General features: G+C 68.3%; 13 protein-coding genes. 3 read left to right on the top strand and 10 right to left on the bottom strand.

Annotated elements, in window-relative coordinates; all coding sequences use genetic code 11:
- Nucleotide 1 precedes the first annotated feature (1 nt).
- From V5F49_RS12895 to gcl, 5 genes are all read right to left on the bottom strand, one after another.
- On the bottom strand, nt 2–469 hold the full coding sequence (locus V5F49_RS12895; protein ID WP_394115410.1) for a CYTH domain-containing protein: 468 nt from the start codon (nt 467–469) through the stop codon (nt 2–4).
- A gap of 370 nt (nt 470–839) precedes the next feature.
- Entirely contained in the window at nt 840–2,357 is a 1,518-nt protein-coding gene (gene pyk, locus V5F49_RS12890) for a pyruvate kinase (protein ID WP_394115411.1), read from the bottom strand.
- Nucleotides 2,358–2,543: 186 nt separating this feature from the next.
- Nucleotides 2,544–3,422, bottom strand: a complete 879-nt coding sequence (gene glxR / locus V5F49_RS12885; RefSeq protein WP_509210681.1) for a 2-hydroxy-3-oxopropionate reductase — start codon at nt 3,420–3,422, stop codon at nt 2,544–2,546.
- A gap of 84 nt (nt 3,423–3,506) precedes the next feature.
- Entirely contained in the window at nt 3,507–4,286 is a 780-nt protein-coding gene (hyi, locus tag V5F49_RS12880) for a hydroxypyruvate isomerase (RefSeq protein ID WP_394115413.1), read from the bottom strand.
- 183 nt (nt 4,287–4,469) lie between these two features.
- Nucleotides 4,470–6,245, bottom strand: a complete 1,776-nt coding sequence (gene gcl, locus V5F49_RS12875) for a glyoxylate carboligase (protein WP_394115414.1) — start codon at nt 6,243–6,245, stop codon at nt 4,470–4,472.
- Nucleotides 6,246–6,428: 183 nt separating this feature from the next.
- Here gcl and V5F49_RS12870 point away from each other — a divergent pair, with 183 nt between their 5' ends.
- Nucleotides 6,429–6,716, top strand: coding sequence for a YARHG domain-containing protein (locus tag V5F49_RS12870; protein ID WP_394115415.1), 288 nt, complete (start codon nt 6,429–6,431; stop codon nt 6,714–6,716).
- 204 nt (nt 6,717–6,920) lie between these two features.
- Nucleotides 6,921–8,213: a nicotinate phosphoribosyltransferase gene (pncB, locus tag V5F49_RS12865; protein ID WP_394115416.1), complete on the top strand. Its 1,293-nt coding sequence runs from the start codon at nt 6,921–6,923 to the stop codon at nt 8,211–8,213.
- Nucleotides 8,214–8,264: 51 nt separating this feature from the next.
- On the opposite strand, the gene V5F49_RS12860 is transcribed toward pncB, so the two are convergent.
- Entirely contained in the window at nt 8,265–9,458 is a 1,194-nt protein-coding gene (locus V5F49_RS12860) for a choloylglycine hydrolase family protein (RefSeq protein WP_394115417.1), read from the bottom strand.
- A gap of 167 nt (nt 9,459–9,625) precedes the next feature.
- Here V5F49_RS12860 and V5F49_RS12855 point away from each other — a divergent pair, with 167 nt between their 5' ends.
- Nucleotides 9,626–10,264, top strand: a complete 639-nt coding sequence (locus V5F49_RS12855; RefSeq protein WP_394115418.1) for a peroxiredoxin — start codon at nt 9,626–9,628, stop codon at nt 10,262–10,264.
- A 308-nt stretch (nt 10,265–10,572) separates the two neighbouring features.
- Here V5F49_RS12855 and V5F49_RS12850 read toward each other — a convergent pair whose 3' ends face one another.
- From V5F49_RS12850 to V5F49_RS12835, 4 genes are all read right to left on the bottom strand, one after another.
- A complete protein-coding gene (locus V5F49_RS12850; protein ID WP_394115419.1) occupies nt 10,573–11,004 on the bottom strand; it encodes a CBS domain-containing protein in 432 nt (143 codons plus the stop codon).
- Nucleotides 11,005–11,132: 128 nt separating this feature from the next.
- The gene (locus tag V5F49_RS12845; protein WP_394115420.1) at nt 11,133–11,879 is read right to left on the bottom strand and encodes a rhomboid family intramembrane serine protease; all 747 of its coding nucleotides are present in this window, start codon (nt 11,877–11,879) and stop codon (nt 11,133–11,135) included.
- A gap of 184 nt (nt 11,880–12,063) precedes the next feature.
- Nucleotides 12,064–15,249 (bottom strand): efflux RND transporter permease subunit, encoded by a 3,186-nt coding sequence (locus V5F49_RS12840; protein WP_394115421.1) that lies wholly within the window; start codon nt 15,247–15,249, stop codon nt 12,064–12,066.
- Nucleotides 15,250–15,261: 12 nt separating this feature from the next.
- Nucleotides 15,262–16,434, bottom strand: coding sequence for an efflux RND transporter periplasmic adaptor subunit (locus V5F49_RS12835; RefSeq protein WP_394115422.1), 1,173 nt, complete (start codon nt 16,432–16,434; stop codon nt 15,262–15,264).
- Nucleotides 16,435–16,530: the final 96 nt, after the last annotated feature.

Below are 16,530 nucleotides of genomic sequence, written 5' to 3'. Positions count from 1 at the left end.
CTCAGGCGCCGCTGCCGAGCGGGGCGTTCACGAGGGACGAGTTGCGGTAGCGCGGATCGTCGGTGACCTCGTCGCCCACCCAGCCGGGCAGGTCGATGGGCTCGTGCGGGCCTTCCAGCTCCACCTCGGCCATGACGAGGCCGTTGTTCTGGCCCTCGAACACGTCCACCGTCCACAGCTTGCCGGCATGCTCCAGCGAATAGCGCGTCTTCTCGATGAAGGGGCGGGCGCAGAGGTTCTCCAGCATGGCCTCGGCGTCGCCCAAGGGGATGGCATATTCGAACTCGGGCCGGGCAATGCCCTCGGTCTTGCCCTTCACGGTGATGAAGGCCTCCGCCCCGGCAATGCGGATGCGCACCGTGGCGCCCTCGCCGAGCGAGAGATAGCCTTGCCGGATGCGGCAGGCGCGCGCCCCCAGCCGCCAGTCGGCGGAGGTCACGAGGAATTTGCGCTCGATCTCGACGGGCATCAAACCGGAACCGTGTGAAACGGCCATACCTTAGACCCGGGCGACCGGGTCGCGTCCAGCCCCTGGCGGGGGTTAAATAATACCATATTGACCGAGAAAACGATTTCGTCGCGCGTCCTGCGGCAAGACGCAGCGGATGCGGAAGAGACCTGTCCAAAACGGAAGTATCATCACGCCTCCGAAAGGCGCAGCCTGAACGGGCAGGCCGGCCTGCCTCGGCCGCAGATTGCAGCCACGCGGAGCGCGAGCAGCCGGAGTGGCGGCTTGGAGCCGGTCCGGCCGTACCCGTCCCGGCCCGCGCAGGCCGCGGCCGGAACGGGTTCGGGAGGGCGCGGGTCAGCCCCGCGCAGGATGTCTCGCCCGTGCAGGATCAGGCGTGGACGCGGGATTTCGGCGTGCGGGCGGCCGGCGTGTCCACGTCGTAGCGCGACGGCGGGCTGTCGGCGCCGATGGTGGTGATGCGCATGATGTTGGTGGTGCCCGGCTTGGCGAACGGCACGCCGGCGGTGATGGCGAGGCGGTCGCCCGGCTTGCCCAGCCCGTGCTCCACGGCGGTGCGCACCGCCGTATCCACCATGTCGCCGAAGGAGTGGATGTCCTCCTTCATGTGCACGGCGTGGACGGCGTAGGACAGGGCCAGCCGGCGGGCGGTCTCCATCTTCGGGGTGAGGCCGAGGATCGGGATCGAGGGCCGCTCGCGCGCGGCACGCAGGCCGGTGGTGCCGGACAGGGTGAAGGCCACGAAGGCGGAGGCATCGACGGCGATGGCGGCCTGATAGGTGGCCTTGGTCACCGCGTCGCCGATGCTCTTGCCCCATTCGGCCTGGGTGGCGTCCAGCACCTGGCGGTAGCCGGGATCGCGCTCCACGTGGCGGATGATGTCGTCCATGAAGGTCACGGCCTCCACCGGGAACTGGCCGGCGGCGGTCTCGGCGGAGAGCATCACGCAGTCGGCGCCCTCATAGACGGCGGTCGCCACGTCGGAGACCTCGGCGCGGGTGGGGGCCGGCGCGGTGATCATGGATTCCAGCATCTGCGTCGCCACGATCACCGGGCGGCCGTACTTGCGGGATTCCGCGATCATGCGCTTCTGCAGCGCCGGCACCTCGGCCAGCGAGATCTCGACGCCGAGGTCGCCGCGCGCCACCATGATGGCGTCGGAGAGCTCCACCAGCTCGGTGAGATGCTCCACCGCGGCGGGCTTCTCCATCTTCAGCATCACCGCCGCGCGATCCTTGATGAGGGCGCGGGCCTCGTGGATGTCCTCCGGCCGCTGCACGAAGGAGAGGGCGATCCACTCCACCCCGGCCTCGCAGGCGAATTCCAGGTCCACGCGGTCCTTCTCGGTGAGGGGCGAGAGCGGCAGCACCACGTCGGGGATGTTGAAGCCCTTGTTGTTGGACAGGCGCGTGCCCGCCACCACCTGGGTCTTCAGGAATCCCTCGCCCTTCTCGATCACCTTCAGCCGCACCTTGCCGTCGTCGCACAGCACGGTGGAGCCGACCGTGAGGGCGGCGAGGATGTCCGGATGGGGGATCGGCACGCGGGTCTCGTCGCCGAGCCGCTCCACGTCCGCATCAAACAGCAGCACGTCGCCGGCCTTCAGCGCGATGGCGCCATCCTTGAAGCGGCCGACGCGGAGCTTCGGGCCCTGCATGTCGGCGATGACGCCGATGGGCCGGTTCATCTCCTTCTCCAGCCGGCGGATGCGGGCCAGCACCTCGCCATGGTCGGCCTGGGTGCCGTGGGAGAAATTGAGCCGGAACACGTCCACGCCGGCGAGGAACAGCGCCTTCAGCTTCTCCTCGCTGTTGGAGGCCGGCCCCACCGTGGCAACGATCTTGGTGGCGCGCTCGCGTTTCAGGGCCGGGGTGCGCTTATGGGGCATCGGGTCTTCCTCCGGAACGCGCGTTGATCGCGCTGTGGGTGTGCGGGCCGGCGTGGCGGCATGGCATTCGACACCATCATGCGCGCCGTTCGTGTAAGCATAAAGTCGCAGTCACGGCAGCAACGCTGACGCTTCCGGCCCCCGGCGCCCCGCCCGGCCGCTACTGGCGGGGCGCCGGGCGCAAGATCAGGCGATCTCGTGGTTGGCCATCAGCTCCAGCGCCTTGACCATGGCGGAGTGGTCCCACTTGGACCCGCCATGGGCGGCGCAGGCGTTGAACAGCTCCTGGCAGGTGGCGGTGTTGGGCAGGCTCACGCCCAGCATCTTCGCGCTCTGCAGAGCGAGGTTCAGGTCCTTCTGGTGCAGCTCGATGCGGAAGCCCGGATCGAAAGTGCGCTTCACCATGCGGTCGCCATGCACCTCGAGGATCTTGGAGGAGGCGAAGCCGCCCATCAGCGCCTGCCGCACCTTGGCCGGGTCCGCGCCCGCCTTGGATGCGAACAGCAGGGCCTCGCCCACCGCCTCGATGGTGAGGGCCACGATGATCTGGTTGGCCACCTTGGTGGTCTGCCCGTCGCCGTTGCCGCCCACCAAGGTGATGTTCTTGCCCATCTTCTCAAACAGGGGCTTCACGGTCTCGAACGCGCCTTCCGGGCCGCCGACCATGATGGTGAGGGACGCCGCCTTGGCGCCCACCTCGCCGCCGGAGACGGGGGCATCGAGATAGTCGCAGCCGAGCGCGTTGACCTTCTGCGCGAAGCCCTTGGTGGCCACCGGCGAGATGGAGCTCATGTCCACCACGATCTTGCCGGCGGAGAGGCCCTCGGCGACGCCGCCCTTGCCGAACAGCGCCTCTTCCACGTGCGGGGTGTCCGGCACCATGGTGATGATGACGTCGGCCTTCTGCGCCACCTCGGCGGAGGAGGCGCAGGCGGTCGCGCCCTTCGCCTTCAGCTCGTCGGGGATGCGGACGACGTCATAGACGAACAGGGTGTGGCCCGCGTCGATGAGGTGGCCGGCCATGGGGGCTCCCATGATGCCGAGGCCGATGAAACCGACGTTCATGTGCGTTTCTCCTGAAGAGGTGTCTTCTTGCGTCTTGGCGCGGGGCATCTCCCCCTCCCGGGAGGGGGAAGGGGAGCGGACCGTTCAGCCCCTGTAGGGGGCGAACCAGCCGAGGCCGTCGTCGGTGGTGGTCTTCGGCTTGTACTCGCAGCCGATCCAGCCGTCGTAGCCGGTGTCGTCGATGGCCTTGAACAGGAAGGGATAATTGATCTCCCCCGTGCCCGGCTCGCCACGGCCGGGATTGTCGGCCAGCTGGATGTGCTTGATGCGGGCGATGTTGGCGCGGATCGTGGGGGTCAGATCCCCTTCCATGATCTGCATGTGATAGATGTCGTACTGGAAGAAGATGTCGTCCGCGCCCACCTCGTCGAGGATGGCCAGCGTCTGCTTCGTGCTGGTGAGGTGGAAGCCGGGGATGTCCCGTGTATTGATGGCTTCCACCACGAAGGGAATGCCCACCTTCTTCAGCTCGGCGGCGGCGAACTTCAGGTTCCTGATGAGCGTCTCGTGCACCTTCTCGGCCGGGACATCCTTCGGGGTGAGGCCGGCGAGGCAGTTGATGGCCTTGGTGCCGAGCGCCTGCGCATACTCGATGCCCTTGCCCACGCTGTCCTGGAACTCGCCCTCGCGGCCCGGCAGGCAGGCGATGCCACGCTCGCCCGCCGCCCAGTCGCCGGCGGGGAGATTGTGCAGCGCCTGCACGAGCTTATGGGTGGCGAGCTTCTCCGCCAGCTGCTCCCTCGCATAGGCATAGGGGAAGAGATACTCGACCCCCGTGAAGCCGGCGCTGGCCGCCTTGTCGAACCGGTCGAGGAAGTCGATCTCGTTCCAGAGCATGGTGAGATTGGCGGCGAACTTGGGCATGCGTCTCTCCGCGGCTGAGCCTTCGTGGGTGCCGTTCCGATGCGGCCGGGGCGAGCGCGCTCCCCCGGCCGGCTCCTGTCATGCCCCGGCCACGCCGGCGCATCCAGGCATTTTTAAATCGTTATGAGTGCCCCGTCGCCGAAGCGTGGCAGGGGGTGGACCTGAAGGTGAGGGCGCGCGCCCTCACTCCGCCGGCTCGAGGGCGCGGACCTGATCGAGCGGGAGGTCCAGCACCTCCTCGAACTCGTTGACGGCGTTGATCTCCACGCCCATGGCGATGTTGGTGACGCGCTCCAGGATGAACTCCACCACCACCGGCACCTGATGCTCGGCCATCAGCGCCTCGGCCTTGGCGAAGGCGTCCTTGAACTCGTTGGGGGTGCGCACGCGAATGGCCTTGCAGCCGAGGCCCTCGGCCACCGCCACATGGTCCACGCCATAGGCGCCGATGTCCTCCGAGTTCACGTTCTCGAACGAGAGGGAGACCTCGAAGTCCATGTTGAAGCCGCGCTGTGCCTGCCGGATCAGCCCGAGGTAGGAGTTGTTCACCACCACGTGCATGTACGGCAGCTTGTGCTGGGCGCCCACCGCCAGCTCCTCGATGAGGAACTGGAAGTCATAGTCGCCGGAGAGCGCGACGATCTTCGCGTCGGGCCGCGCGGCACGCACTCCGAGCGCCGCCGGCAGGGTCCAGCCGAGCGGGCCGGCCTGCCCGCAATTGATCCAGTGGCGCGGATTGTAGACGTGCAGGAACTGCGCGCCGGCGATCTGCGACAGGCCGATGGTGGAGACATAGACCGTGTCGCGACCGAGCGCCTCGTTCATCTCCTCGTAGACGCGCTGGGGCTTCAGCGGGACGTTGTCGAAGTGCGACTTGCGCAGCATGGTCTGCTTGCGGGCAAGGCATTCGGCCGCCCAGCCGGACCAGTCCGGCATCTTGCCGGCCGCCTTCAGCTCCTGCGCGGCGGCGACGAACAGCTCCAGCGCCGCCTTGGCATCGGAGACGATGCCGAAATCCGGGCCGAACACGCGGCCGATCTGGGTCGGCTCGATGTCCACATGAATGAAGCGGCGGCCCTGGGTGTAGACGTCCACCGACCCGGTGTGGCGGTTGGCCCAGCGGTTGCCGATGCCGACCACGAAGTCGGACGCCAGCATGTTGGCGTTGCCATAGCGGTGCGAGGTCTGGAGCCCGCACATGCCGGCCATCAGCGGATGGTCGTCGGGGATCGTGCCCCAGCCCATGAGGGTGGGGATGACCGGGATGCCGGTCAGCTCCGCGAACTCCACCAGCAGCGGCGAGGCATCGGCATTGATGATGCCGCCGCCGGCCACGATCAGCGGCTTCTCGGCGGTCAGGATCATGTCCATGGCCTTGTCGATCTGCGCGCGGGTGGCCGCGGGCTTGTAGACCGGCAGGGGGGTGTAGGTGTCCTCGTCGAACTCGATCTCCGCCATCTGCACGTCGATGGGCAGGTCGATGAGCACCGGGCCGGGGCGGCCGGAGCGCATGACATGGAACGCCTGCTGGAACACCATGGGGACCAGCGCCGGCTCGCGCACGGTCACCGCCCACTTGGTGACCGGCTTGGCGATGGATTCGATGTCGACCGCCTGGAAATCTTCCTTGTAGAGGCGGGCGCGCGGCGCCTGGCCGGTGATGCACAGGATCGGGATCGAGTCGGCCGAGGCGGAGTAGAGGCCGGTGATCATGTCGGTGCCGGCGGGGCCGGAGGTGCCGATGCACACGCCGATGTTGCCGGCCACCGCGCGGGTGTAGCCCTCGGCCATGTGGGAGGCGCCCTCCACGTGGCGCGCCAGCACGTGGCGGATGGAGCCGCGCGCCTTCATGGCCGAGTAGAGCGGATTGATGGCCGCGCCCGGGACACCGAAGGCGCAGGCGATGCCCTCTTTCTCAAGGACGCGGACAGCGGCGTCGACGGCGCGCATGCGGGCCATGGCATTTCTCCCTTGGGCGTTATTAGACTTTGGATATTGGATACGCCCGGTCCGCCTTCGCTTCTATGGGAAGAAACGGAACGACATTGATGCCCACGGAGAAACAATGATGCGCGCGCCCCGCCTTTCGCGTGTGCGAGCGGGGGTGCTAGCCTGCGCGCAGATGACCCTGGGGAGGCGCGGATGAGCGCAGGAGCGGCCGCGCGCGGCCTCATGTTCGGCGTGGTGGTTGCGGGCGGCCTCGTCCACGCGCAGGCGGCCGGCGCGCAGGCGCTGGGCGAGTTGTCCTGCCGCGCGCTGTGGTACCAGCGCAATGCGGTCTATGCGGAGCAGGGCTATTGCTTCAAGACCAAGGACGCCATCGCCACCTTCGGCGAGCGCTGCTTTCCGCCCTACGGCAAGCTCACGCCCGAGCAGCAGCGCTATGTGGAGCAGGTGAAGGCCTGGGAAGCCCGCAAGGGCTGCCCCTAGCCGCATCCGCACCTGCCCTGCCGCCGGTGGAGACCGGCGGAACGCCTCGCCCACCCCCTTCGGCGTCCGCGCCGGGGGCACCCTCGCCCGGCCCGGCGCGCCCCTTCGCACGGCGGTCCGACATGCTATAGGTGGTATGACCGCCCTCCCGGCGGCGTCCCCGGACGCCCGCCGGAAGCGCTGCCCCCAACGGGCCGGACGCCAATGACCGACATCGCCACGCGGGTCTACAACCACACCTGGAAGATCGACCCCATCGTGCGGTCCGTGCTCGACACGGACTTCTACAAGCTCTTGATGGGGCAGACGATCTTCCGCCGCCACCGCGACACGCGGGTCACGTTCGGCATCCACAACCGCTCCACCCGCGTCCGCCTCGCCGACATCATCGACATCGGCGCCCTGCGCGAGCAGCTGGACCACGTGCGCTCGCTCTCGCTCACCCGCGGCGAGAGCACCTGGCTGCGCGGCAACATGTTCTACGGCAAGAGGCAGATGTTCTCGCCAGACTACGTGGCCTGGCTCGAGGGCTTCCGCTTTCCCGACTACCACCTGGAAAAGGTGGACGGGCAGTACGAGCTGACGTTCGAGGGGCCGTGGGTCGAGACCACCATGTGGGAGATCCCGGCGCTCGCCATCATCAACGAGCTGCGCTCGCGCGCCGTGCTGAAGGACATGGGCAAGTTCGAGCTGCAGATCCTCTACGCCCGCGCCATGGCGCGGGTGTGGGAGAAGGTGGAGTTCCTCAAGACCCTCGCGCCCATCAACATCGCCGATTTCGGCACCCGCCGCCGCCATGGCTTCCTGTGGCAGGACTGGTGCGTGCAGGCGCTGATCGAGGGGCTGGGCGAGGGCTTCCTCGGCACCTCCAACTGCCTGATCGCCATGCGGCGCGAGGTGGAGGCGACCGGCACCAACGCCCACGAGCTGCCCATGGTGTACGCCGCCCTCGCCCGCAACGACGAGGAGCTGGCCTGGGCCCCCTACCAGGTGCTCGCCGACTGGCAGGAGGATTACGACGGCAACCTGCGCGTCATCCTGCCCGACACCTACGGCACCAGCGGCTTCCTCCAGCGCGCGCCGGACTGGGTGGCGCGCTGGACCGGCATCCGCATCGACAGCAAGGACCCCATCGAGGGCGGCGAGGAGGCCATCCTCTGGTGGCAGGCGCGCGGGCAGGACCCCAAGGAGAAGCTCGCCATCTTCTCCGATGCGCTGGACGCGGCCGAGGTGGCGCGCATCCTGCGCACGTTCCGCGGCCGCATGCGGCTCGGCTTCGGCTGGGGCACGCTGCTCACCAACGATTTCCGCGGCCTCGCCCCCAACGGCGTGCTCGACCCCATCTCCATCGTCTGCAAGGTGGTCTCGGCCAACGGGCGCACGGCGGTGAAGCTCTCCGACAATCCCACCAAGGCGATGGGACCGGCCGACGAGATCGCCCGCTACAAGCGCGTGTTCGAGGTGGGCCACCAGGTGGCGCGCCTCGCCGTGGTGTGAGGGCGCGGCGCGCAGCGCCCGGCACGGGGGTCCGCGCGCCGCTCCGCCGGCTCAGTTCTTCAGCGCCGACGTCCCGTCCACCGCCGCCGGGAACGGCAGGTCCGTGACCAGCCGCGCGCTCGGCTTGTCCTGGGCGAAGATGGCATCGAGATCGAGGGTGATGAAGGTCGTCCGGTGGGCATAGTCGGCGATCATCAGCCGGTTGTGGGTGAGGTCCTTGATGGCCACCCACTGGGTGTAGTCCGAGACGACGGCGTCCCCGTCCTTGCTCTGGGCGACGCCCAGCGGGATGTCGACCGTATTGAGGATGTGGCCGATGGCGGCGGAGGCCGCGGCGGCATCCTTCGGCTGGGCCATGGAATGGCGCATGAAGGCCGCCCGCACGAAGCGCGAGGGCGGGGTGAAATCCCCCGGCAGCCCGGTGGCGCCCCCGCCCTGGCCGATGGCCGTGACGTTGGCGGTGCCGAACCGGCGGTCGGTGACGCCCATGGTGGTCAGGTTGAGATAGTTGCGCAGGTTGAGGAGATGCCAGTCGTAGGGCGGTGAGTTGGTGAGGACGCTCGCCACATTGTCGTGGATCTGCAGCACGCCGCCCACATACTCCACGATGATGCTGGCGCCCGAGCGGTCGGTGAAGACCATGTGGATGGTGGGCGGTGTCGGCCCGCTCGGCAGCGAGGCATCGGCCCAGACCTTCGTTTTCTCCAGCGCGGCGCGGACATCGGCCACCGAGCCGTGCATGCCGAGCGCCCAGGCGCCGAAGCCAAGGATGGAGACGTAGGACGTGTCCGCCTTGGTCACCGTCTGGTAGGTGGTGAAGCCGGGCAGGAAATTGCCGCTCACGCCGAGGCCGGCCGCATTCTGGCCCTCGATGATGGCGCCGCCGGGAATGACCTCGGCGCTGACGCCGACGGCCGAATAAAGCGTCGCCACCTTCTTCTCGGGCAGGCCGAGGTCCGCCGGGGCGGTCAGCGTCAGCGTGGTGCCCTTGGGGATGCTCTTGAGCGTCCACTGCATGTCGAACGCCCATTCCATGGTGCGTCCGGCGATCACGGTCTTGTCCGCCGCGACCACGTTCACCGCCGTGCACGCCACCGCGAGCCCGGCATTCTGGATGGGAAGGAAGGCTGCGAGTGCAACCGCCAGGATGCGTTTCAAGGGTCCATCCTCCATCGTCATGTCGCCGATCACCGCAGGGGCGATGAACGCGCGATCCGGGATGCGGCCGGATCGTAACCGCTTCACGCGGTCTTGCTCTCACTTGACCCTGCAAAGGCTGATTTCCAGTGAACGCGCATCACTTCGGGCCGGCATCGGGAATGGCCCCGGGACGTGTGAATTCGCTTCAAATGCATAGATATTGTAGTATAATGCTGAGATATACAGTTTTTGAATGTTTATTGGAGCAGACCATGACGACCCTGCGACTTGGAGACGTGGTTCCCGATTTCGAGGCGGTGACCACCGAAGGCCCCATCAAGTTCCATGAGTGGCTCGGCGACAGCTGGGGCATCCTGTTCTCCCACCCGAAGAACTTCACCCCGGTCTGCACCACCGAGCTCGGCCAGGTGGCGCACCTGAAGGGCGAGTTCGACAAGCGCGGCGTGAAGGTGATCGGCCTGTCGGTGGACACCATCGAGAACCACCCGGCCTGGGTGGGCGACATCAAGGACGCCACCGGCGCCACCCTCAATTTCCCGCTGATCGCCGATGCCGACCGCAAGGTGTCGGACCTCTACGACCTCATCCACCCCAATGCGAACGACACGCTCACCGTGCGCTCGGTGTTCGTCATCGGCCCGGACAAGAAGCTGAAGCTGTCGCTGACCTATCCCGCCTCCACCGGCCGCAACTTCGCGGAGATCCTGCGCGTGGTGGACAGCCTGCAGCTCACCGCGCAGCATTCGGTGGCGACCCCGGTGGACTGGAAGCAGGGCGACGACGTCATCATCGTCCCCTCCCTCTCCGACGACGCGGCGAAGGCCAAGTTCCCGGACGGCTGGACCACGGTGAAGCCCTATCTGCGCGTGGTGCGCCAGCCCGGCGCCTGACGCCGGGGCGCGGGGCCATCCCGCGACCGATGCACGTTGTGAGATGCACGTCCTGAAACGGAACGGGGGAGGCGCTGGGCGGCCTCCCCCGTTTTCATGTCCGCCATGTCGTCCTGCCTCCGCCATGTCGTCCTGCCGGGGCGGCCGAGCCGCGTCGTGCGCCGGCGTCAGGCTGTCAGGTCAGGGGCCGCCATCAAGCGCCGCCACCATCGGCCCCCGCGCTGCCAAGGCAGCATCGCCCCGCTCCCCGCACGCGCCGGGCGCGCGGGCATTCGGGCGCCGCTGGCGCCCGGACGACAGGCCGGCCCTCAGGCCGACATGATGTAGTCGCGCAGCTGGGCGCTCTCGCGCTCCATCTCCTCCACGCGGAACTTCACCACGTCGCCGATGGAGATGATGCCCACCAGCTTGTCGCCGGCCACCACGGGCACATGGCGGAAGCGGCCGCGCGTCATGCGCTCCATGATGACGGGGATGGTCTCGTCGGCGGTGCAGGTCACCACGGCGCGGGTCATGACGCTGCCGAGGTTCTCGTTGAGCACGTCGACGCCTCGCTCCCCGAGCAGGCGCACCACGTCGCGCTCCGAGACGATGCCTTCCACGCTTCGCGTTTCGTCCACCACCACAATCGCGCCGATGCGATGCTCGGCGAGCAGCTTCACGGCATCGCCAACGCTCGCTTCCGGCCCGATGGTAAGGATGTCACTGCCCTTCCGGCTCAGAATGAGGCTCACAGTCATAAGCGTCCGCTCCCTTCTCACAGGCTCAGGGACCGGCTCAGCTTCAGGCCGGTCTTCTCTGGATCATTCCCGGAAAAGTGATGATCCCTCGCATCGCGCTGCGACGCAAGGGCGGGCGGCCTGCCACCTTAGGCGAGGCGCCGGCGCGGCACCGGATCGAACAGGGAGAACAGCAGCAGCCCGGCGAGGAAGCCGCCCACGTGCGCCTGCCAGGCGATCTCCGCCCCGTCCGCCCCGGGCATGGAAACGCCGAGCGCGAACAGCAGGTTGAGCGCGAACCAGGCGCCCACGAAGATCAGCACCCGCCCGTCGCGGAAATTCTCGATGAGGCTGTCGGCAGGGCGATGATCGGCGAACATGCCGCGCTGGCCGGAAAGGGCGCCGCCCGGGCCGAAGGCGAAGCGCACCGCCGCCGCCATGGTGCCCGAGACCGCCGCCGAGGCGCCGATCAGCGGCACCAGCGCGTCGGCATGGGTGATGTAGTGCGCGCCCGCGCCCGCGGCCGCCGTCACCAGCACGAAGGCCCAGAAGCGCGCCGGCCCGAACCGCCGCGCCACCGGCGTGCCGAACGCGAGGAGCCACACCAGGTTGACGATCAGGTGCATCCAGTTGGCATGCAGGAAGGCGTAGGTGACGGTGGTCCACACCTTCGGCCCGTAGCCGCCCGGCAGGTAGAACAGCGTGTCCGGCAGGGTGTAGCGGGCGGGAATGAAGGCGAAATAGGTCAGCACCTCCACGTCCGCGTCTTCCGACAGCAGCAGCACCCGCGCCGCATGGATCAGCACCAGCACCAGTGCCAGCGCCGCGACGGCGCCGGGCACGTTGAAGACGGGCTGCCTCTCGGCAAGGCCGGGATAGTGCGGAGGAATGGACACGTCTTCCGAGATAGGCGGCCGGGCGCCGCCCGGCAAGGCGAAAAGGGCGCGCCGGACGGATCGGGAGGAAGCGGGGTGCCGGCGGACCGCTCGGGAGCAGGGCTGAGCGCCGCCGTTGCGGCCCGTGGGCCGCTCAAGGACAGGGTGGGGCGCCGCCGTTGCGGCCGGCGCCCCACCCTTGATGCTATTCCGCCGGGGCGGGGTGGTGTCCCGTGTCCTTGTCGCCCTTCGGGTCTGGCCGCGCGGCGAGGCCGGCGATCCACTGGGCGAAGACGTAGAACACCGGCGTGAACACGAGGCCGAACAGGGTCACGCCGATCATGCCGAAGAACACCGCGGTGCCCAGCGCCTGCCGCAGCTCGGCGCCGGCGCCGGTGGCCCACACCAGCGGCACCACGCCGAGGATGAAGGCGAGCGAGGTCATGATGATGGGCCGCAGCCGCAGCCGCGCCGCCTCCACCGCCGCCTCGCGGCGGCCATGGCCCTGATCCTGCAGCTGCTTGGCGAACTCCACGATCAGGATGGCGTTCTTGGCCGCGAGGCCGATCAGCACCAGGAAGCCCACCTGGGTCAGGATGTTGTTGTCCTGCCCCCTGAAGATGACGCCCACCAGCGCCGCCACGAGGCACATGGGCACGATGAGGATGACCGCCAGCGGCAGGGTCAGGCTCTCGTACTGCGCCGCCAGCACCAGGAACACGAACACCACGCCCAGCGCGAAGGCGAAGATGGCGGTGTTGCCGGCCCGCTGCTGCTGGTAGGCGAGCGCCGTCCATTCATAGGAGAAGCCCTGCGGCAGCACCTTGGCCGCCAGCCCCTCCATGAGCTGCATGGCCTGGCCCTGGGAGAAGCCGGGCGCCGGCGAGCCGTCGAGCTCGGCCGCCGGGTAGAGGTTGTAGCGCGGAACGCGGTAGGGGCCGGAGATGTCCTGCACCGTGGTGAAGGAGCCGAGCGGCACCGTCACCCCGGTGGCCGAGCGCACGCGGATGGACAGCACGTCCTTGGGATCGAGCCGGAACGGGGAATCCGCCTGCGCCTGCACCCGGAAGGTGCGGCCGAACAGGTTGAAGTCGTTCACGTAGGACGAGCCGATATAGGTCTGCAGCGCCTGGAACACGTCGGCGATGTTGACCTGCAGCAGCTGCGCCTTCTGGCGGTCGATGTCGAGGAACAGCTGGGGCGTCGAGGTCTCGAACAGGGTGAACACCTGCATCAGCCCCGGCGTCTGCGCCGCCGCGCCCATCATGGCGTAGGTGGCGTTGCGCAGGGCCAGCGCCCCGGCGCCGGAGCGGTCCTCCACCATCATGCGGAAACCGCCGGCGTTGCCGATGCCCTGCACCGGCGGCGGCTGCACCACGATCATCTGCGCCTCCTGGATGGAGGACACCTTGCCCAGCAGGATCTTCTGCAACGCAGCCGCGCTCTGCTCGGGATGGTCCGCGCGCTCGGAGAAGGGCGAGAGGATCACGAACATGGCGCCGGCATTGGGCGCGTTGGTGAAGGTGGCGCCGGAGAAGCCGGCGATGTTGACGATGTGGCCGACGCCGGGCGTGCCGAGCACGAGGTTGCCGGCGGTCTTCATCACCTCCTCGGTGCGCTGCATGGAGGCGCCGGGGGGCAGCTGGGCGACGACGATGAGATAGCCGCGGTCCTGCTGCGGGATGAAGCCCTGCGGCGTGGTGACGAACAGGTAGCCGCCGAAGGCGACCACGCCGGCATACACCACCAGCATCAGCGCCACGATGCGCACGAGGCGCGCCGTCATCCAGGCGTAGCCGTTGCCGAGCCCCTCGAAGCCGCGGTTGAAGACGCCGAAGAAGGCGGCGAACGGCCGGGCGTACCACGCCGGCTTCTCGTGCGCGGCGCGGTGCGGCTTCAGGAGCAGCGCGCACATGGCGGGCGAGAGCGTCAGCGACACCAGCAGCGAGATCAGCGTCGAGCCGGCGATGGTGAGGGCGAACTGCCGGTAGAACTCGCCCGACAGGCCGGTGATGAAGGCGGTGGGGACAAACACCGACGACAGCACCAGCGAGATGGCCACCAGCGCCCCGCCCACCTCGTCCATGGTCTTGTAGGCGGCATCGCGCGGGGAGAGCCCGGCCTCGATGTTGCGCTCCACGTTCTCCACCACGACGATGGCGTCATCCACCACGATGCCGATGGCCAGCACCAGCCCGAACAGGGACAGGTTGTTCAGCGAGAAGCCGAACAGCCCCATGACGAAGAACGTGCCGATCAGCGAGATCGGGATGGCGAGGATGGGGATGATCGCCGCCCGCCACGTCTGCAGGAACAGGATCACCACCAGCACCACCAGCACGATGGCCTCGCCGATGGTGTGCACCACCGCATCCACCGACTGCTGGATGAACTCGGTGGGGTTGTAATAGATGGCGTACTTCAGCCCGGCCGGGAACGTCTTGCCGATGCGCTCCATCTCCTTGACCACGGCATTGCCGGTGGCCAGCGCGTTGGAGCCCGGCCGCTGGAAGATGCCGAGGTTGATGGAGATGTCGCGGTCGAGGAAGGAGGTCGAGGCGTAGTCCTGCGCCGAGATTTCCACCCGGCCCACGTCCTTCAGGCGCACCAGCGCCTGGTCGGTCTGCTTGATGACGATGTCGGCGAACGCCTTGGGATCGGACAGGCGGCCGAGGGTCCGCACCGCGATCTGGAAGGCGCGCTGGGTCGGCACCGGCGGCTGGTTGAGCACGCCCGAGGCCACCTGCACGTTCTGCGCCTTCAGCGCGTTCACCACGTCGGTGGTGGTCAGGTTCAACTGGGACAGGCGGTCCGGATCGAGCCAGACCTGCATGGCGTACTCGCGTGAGCCGAACACGGTGATGGAGCCCACGCCGTCGATGCGCGAGAGCACGTCCTTGATCTCGATGTTCGCGAAGTTCGAGATGAAGAGCGGATCACGCGAGCCGTCGGGCGAATAGAGGCTGACCACCAGCAACAGGTCGGGCGAGGCCTTGGCCGTCACCACGCCCACCTGCTGCACCTCGGCGGGAAGGCGCGGCTCGGCGATGGCGACGCGGTTCTGCACCTGCACCTGCGCGATGTCGAGGTTGGTGCCGATGTCGAACGTGACCGAGATGGAGAAGCGGCCGTCCGCCGTCGAGTTGGACGACAGGTAGAGCATGTGCTCCACGCCGTTGATCTGCTGCTCGATGGGCGCGACCACGGTCTCGGCCACGATCTCGGCCGAGGCGCCGGGGTACTGGCCGGTCACCGTGATCACCGGCGGGGCGATCTCGGGATACTGGGCCACGGGCAGGCGGGTGTAGGACACCGCGCCGAGGATGATGACCACGGCCGACACCACGGAGGCGAAGATCGGCCGGTCGATGAAGAAGTGGGAAAAGCGCATGGTTGCTCCTCCTCACTTCGCGGCAGCGGCGGGAGGCGCTCCGGCGGGCGCGGCATCGGCGGTCTGGGGATTGACCACAACGCCGGGGCGCACCCGCATCAGTCCGTTCACCACCACCTTGTCCTCGGCGGTGATGCCGTCGCGGATCACCCGCAGGTCGCCCACGAGCGGGCCGAGGGTGACGAACTTCTGCGCCACCTTGTTGTCCGGCCCCACCACGTAGACGAACTTCTTCACCTGCTCGGTGCCGATGGCGACATCCGGCACCACCAGCGTGGGATACGGATCGGACGACTGCACCCGGATGCGGCCGAACATGCCCGGCCGGAACAGGCCGTTCTTGTTCTCGAACTCGGCGCGGCCGCGGATGGTGCCGGTCTCGCGGTCGATCACGTTGTTGAGGAAGTCGAGCTTGCCGGCGTGGGCGAAGTCCTTGTCGTCGATGAGCCGCAGGGCGACCGGGTCGCCCTTGATGCCGGCCCCGCCCTTGCGGCGCTCGATGCGCAGCAGGGAGGCCTCGTCGATGGTGAACTCGAAGCGGATCGGATCGGTGGAGACGATGACAGCCAGCAGCGTGGGCGAGCCCGCGGTGCCGCCGGTCACGTAGTTGCCCACCGAGACCCGGCGGTCGCCGATCTGGCCCGTCACCGGCGCCTTCACCTGGGTGAAGTCGAGGTCGAGCTGGGCCGAGCGCACCTGCGCCTCCTGCGACTGCACCACGGCGGCGGCGGTCCGCTCGGCCTGGGTGCGCTGGTCGAAGGTCTGCTTGGAGATGGCGTTGGAGGTGCGGTCCTCCAGCAGGGTGCGGGCGCGCTCGAGGTCGGCCTTGGTGAAGTCGAGGTTGGCGCGGGCCTGCGCCAGATTGGCCTGCGCCTGGTCCAGCGCGATCTTGAACGGCCGCTGGTCGATGGTGAACAGCAGGTCACCTTCCTTCACCGTCTGGCCGTCGGTGAAGTGGATCTTGTCCAGATAGCCGGACACGCGGGCCCGCACGTTCACCTCGTCGATGGCGACGAAGCGGCCGACATATTCGTCGGTGTCGGTCACGGTGCGGGTCTGGGGGGTGGCCACCGTCACCTGCGGCGGGGGCGGCGCACCCTGCTGCTGGGCGGAGGGCTGGCCGCAGGCGGCGAGCGACAGCGCGAGCGCGGAAACAAGCAGGGACAGGCGCGGGGCAGGCGTCATGGGAATCCGGCTCCAAGGCGGAATACGTCCGCGGCGAAAACTTGGGGAGAGGGTTCGGCACCTCCCGCAACCGATGAGCCGAAACCGGAAAGAGGC

Source organism: Xanthobacter lutulentifluminis (assembly GCF_043194675.2).
Classification (GTDB): Bacteria; Pseudomonadota; Alphaproteobacteria; order Rhizobiales; family Xanthobacteraceae; genus Xanthobacter.
This window is presented reverse-complemented; position numbering and strand designations above follow the sequence as displayed.

Bases quoted from the DNA above. Each gene is read 5' to 3' on its own strand.
- V5F49_RS12895 (WP_394115410.1), bottom strand. From the start codon at position 469: ATGCCCGTCGAGATCGAGCGCAAATTCCTCGTGACCTCCGCCGACTGG.
- pyk (WP_394115411.1), bottom strand. From the start codon at position 2,357: ATGCCCCATAAGCGCACCCCGGCCCTGAAACGCGAGCGCGCCACCAAG.
- glxR (WP_509210681.1), bottom strand. From the start codon at position 3,422: ATGAACGTCGGTTTCATCGGCCTCGGCATCATGGGAGCCCCCATGGCC.
- hyi (WP_394115413.1), bottom strand. From the start codon at position 4,286: ATGCCCAAGTTCGCCGCCAATCTCACCATGCTCTGGAACGAGATCGAC.
- gcl (WP_394115414.1), bottom strand. From the start codon at position 6,245: ATGGCCCGCATGCGCGCCGTCGACGCCGCTGTCCGCGTCCTTGAGAAA.
- V5F49_RS12870 (WP_394115415.1), top strand. From the start codon at position 6,429: ATGAGCGCAGGAGCGGCCGCGCGCGGCCTCATGTTCGGCGTGGTGGTT.
- pncB (WP_394115416.1), top strand. From the start codon at position 6,921: ATGACCGACATCGCCACGCGGGTCTACAACCACACCTGGAAGATCGAC.
- V5F49_RS12855 (WP_394115418.1), top strand. From the start codon at position 9,626: ATGACGACCCTGCGACTTGGAGACGTGGTTCCCGATTTCGAGGCGGTG.
- V5F49_RS12850 (WP_394115419.1), bottom strand. From the start codon at position 11,004: ATGACTGTGAGCCTCATTCTGAGCCGGAAGGGCAGTGACATCCTTACC.
- V5F49_RS12840 (WP_394115421.1), bottom strand. From the start codon at position 15,249: ATGCGCTTTTCCCACTTCTTCATCGACCGGCCGATCTTCGCCTCCGTG.
- V5F49_RS12835 (WP_394115422.1), bottom strand. From the start codon at position 16,434: ATGACGCCTGCCCCGCGCCTGTCCCTGCTTGTTTCCGCGCTCGCGCTG.